This window comes from Sphaerochaeta sp. UBA5849 (assembly GCA_002432715.1).
GTDB lineage: Bacteria > Spirochaetota > Spirochaetia > Sphaerochaetales > Sphaerochaetaceae > Sphaerochaeta.
Genome location: DJGJ01000069.1, coordinates 31,976 through 34,421, shown reverse-complemented (window position 1 = coordinate 34,421; position 2,446 = coordinate 31,976). Strand labels below are relative to the sequence as shown.

Below are 2,446 nucleotides of genomic sequence, written 5' to 3'. Positions count from 1 at the left end.
TTTTCCAGTGACTGCGACCATACTGGTTTACAACTCCGTCCAGACTTATAGTCCACCTCATATCCCTTCCTGTCAATACTGGCCTCTCATCGGTTCTTCCAAACATCAGTCCTCCTTTCTTTTCTCCCAGCCCGCTTAAGGGATGATTCCTTCTGCTTCCAATAGCCCGCAACCCCAACCATCGGTACCAGTTAGAACGTCCACAATTTCCACAGGAATCGCTTACAGGGGCTTCTAGGGCCTGATTTCGGGAAAACCGGTACCGTGNNCTTGCTCGGCTCCTTCTCGCAATTAATTATGAGAACAGCCCGTTCACAGGAAGGGCTCGTCTCCTCCTCTGCCAAGGTTCTCATTGCAGTGCCGGTAGAAGGTCGCCAGCGACATCCCCAGCGAGGACGCAGCAGCCTTTGCCCCTTCGGCGTCCTTGCGGGAGTATACCTCGGCACAGGAAATCCTTGCCCCCCAGGTCTTCCTGGGCCTTCCTGCATTGCGGCTTCGAATGTATTCGGTGTATTGCTCATTGTACCGCACGGAAACGAAGGTGCAGCCTTCTTTGCACTGGAGGCCCACTACAAGCCCAGCGACGGAGGCAAGCTTTCCCAGCATGCGTACATCCTCGTCCAGGGTGTTTCCCGGGACTACCTGAAACAACAGCTGCTTATCCTGCATGTGCATATATTGCTCCTTTGCAAAGGGGGATCGGCCCGCCCCCTAGGTAATAACAACGGGGTATGTGCCTTTGGGATTCTTGAGCCGGAACTCGACGGGGGACAGGAATCCCAGGCTCTCCTTGGGGCGTGTTGTGTTGTAGTATTCGATGAACTCGACAACCGCTGCAATCACATCCTTCTTGGGCACCTTGTGGTTCTTCACGTTGCTTTTCCCGAACCGGCAGTAGAGGCATTCGGTCTTGATTATGCTGTTGAGGGATTCCATCGCCGCGTTGTCGTAGCACACCCCTCCCAGGCTCATGCGCATGCCGAGTTTCTCCAGAAGATCCCTGTATGCATACGACAGATAGGTGGAGCCGAGGTCGCTGTGCAGGATGACGCCTTGGGTATCACCGATCTTCCCGGCCAGGATGTCGACAGTATCGGTGCAGAGCTTGGAATCAACCATCTCGGAGATTGCATATGCAGGAATCTCCCCGTTGAACATGTCCTCGATGGAGTTCAGGTACATCGTCTGCTCAAGACACGGCAGGTAGGTGATGTCCTCGACCATCCGCTTGAAAGGCTCAAGGGAGAAGAACTTGCGCCGAATGAGGTCCGGAGGAAGGGATTCCTTCATTTGTTTCCTCCTGAGGTATATCTCAGCGGTATATTTCTTCGGCCGGACCGTGGACTGCAGGTCTTTCTCCTTCATGATCCTGCGGACCTTCCTCGGGCTTGTCTTCATCCCGGATTCGCTCTGAAGCAGGGGAACCATCTTGCGGTATCCGACGCTGAAGTGATGCCGCTGCTGGATCTCGTCCACAGCCTCGGCTAGTACCTTGTCCTTCAGTGCCCGATTTGATTGATAACCGCCGTAGTATTTGTAGAATCCGCAACGGGAGACCCCTGCGATTGAGCACAGCCGCCTCACATTCATTCGTCCTCCTTGCTCAATGCACAGGCCGATTGCTTTGAAGACTTCTTTTTTTTTACCGGCCCGCTGCGCTGCCTGAGGATCTCATTGAGTTTCTCCAGGAACATGACCCTGTCTTTCAGATACTCGTTCTCCTTGGCCAGTGCCTTGCACCGCTTCACCAGATGCTCGTCTGCCTGTTCCTTGGCCATCTGGACCTCCCATGCATTATCCGGCGGGGAGGAGTCCTTCTCCACGCTGGCTTTCTGCTGGGAATAGTATAATGCCAAAAGCTCTTCTTTGCTCCTATACCAGGATTGAACGCTTGCAAGATTCTTGTTGAATTCCACGGAAGCACGACGAATGCTCATTCCTTCATCTATGGCCATGATGCATTGTATCTTGTCCTGCAGGGGAATCTTGGATCCTCTCCTTCGAACCTGTTTGACCGGCCTGCCTGGTTTGCGGGACAACGAATAAGCGGCTCTCAGCTCGTCCTTTTTCCTCGCCCAACGATAGCAAACATCATCATTGTGGATGCCCATGCTTCTAGCTGCACTGGCAACCGTTCCCTTTTTTTCGAGTGCATCGAGAAACTTGATTTTCTCTTCAAGCGTGTACCTTTTGTTGTCCATAGGACCTCCTTCTGTCTCCAGAAGCGCCCTATCCACAAATGTGTAAACTAAATCGTACTCAGACCATAATGATCTGCCTCATCCTGGCAGCCGGCTATGCAACCCGGCTTTATCCCTTGACCGAGAACTTTCCCAAGCCCCTCTGCTAGCGGTAAGATGCTTTTGAGGTGACGGGGGTGCGGACAAAAAGTTGGACTTTTCTATGATACTAGACCAAGGCTCCTGCGATACTCAAGAGGGGTCCT

General features: G+C 53.0%; 4 protein-coding genes. 1 reads left to right on the top strand and 3 read right to left on the bottom strand.

Annotated features, from left to right (window positions below; all coding sequences use genetic code 11):
* Positions 1-312 precede the first annotated feature (312 nt).
* The 3 genes from B3K89_RS12385 to B3K89_RS12375 are packed head-to-tail and all read right to left on the bottom strand — an operon-like array spanning position 313 to position 2,201.
* Positions 313-675 (bottom strand): hypothetical protein, encoded by a 363-nt coding sequence (locus tag B3K89_RS12385; protein ID WP_345907484.1) that lies wholly within the window; start codon positions 673-675, stop codon positions 313-315.
* 36 nt (positions 676-711) lie between these two features.
* Positions 712-1,590, bottom strand: coding sequence for an IS3 family transposase (locus tag B3K89_RS12380; RefSeq protein ID WP_345907483.1), 879 nt, complete (start codon positions 1,588-1,590; stop codon positions 712-714).
* Positions 1,587-2,201, bottom strand: coding sequence for a hypothetical protein (locus B3K89_RS12375; RefSeq protein WP_345907482.1), 615 nt, complete (start codon positions 2,199-2,201; stop codon positions 1,587-1,589). Before B3K89_RS12375 ends, B3K89_RS12380 begins: the two co-directional genes overlap by 4 nt.
* Before the next feature lie 38 nt (positions 2,202-2,239).
* On the opposite strand from B3K89_RS12375, the gene B3K89_RS12370 reads away from it, so the two are divergent.
* Positions 2,240-2,350, top strand: coding sequence for a sugar phosphate nucleotidyltransferase (locus B3K89_RS12370; RefSeq protein ID WP_345907481.1), 111 nt, complete (start codon positions 2,240-2,242; stop codon positions 2,348-2,350).
* Positions 2,351-2,446 lie beyond the last annotated feature (96 nt).

What these genes read in the sequence shown, in the direction of transcription:
- B3K89_RS12375 (WP_345907482.1), bottom strand. Translation starts at nt 2,201, where the DNA reads ATGGACAACAAAAGGTACACGCTTGAAGAGAAAATCAAGTTTCTCGAT.
- B3K89_RS12380 (WP_345907483.1), bottom strand. Translation starts at nt 1,590, where the DNA reads ATGAATGTGAGGCGGCTGTGCTCAATCGCAGGGGTCTCCCGTTGCGGA.
- B3K89_RS12385 (WP_345907484.1), bottom strand. Translation starts at nt 675, where the DNA reads ATGCACATGCAGGATAAGCAGCTGTTGTTTCAGGTAGTCCCGGGAAAC.
- B3K89_RS12370 (WP_345907481.1), top strand. Translation starts at nt 2,240, where the DNA reads ATGTGTAAACTAAATCGTACTCAGACCATAATGATCTGCCTCATCCTG.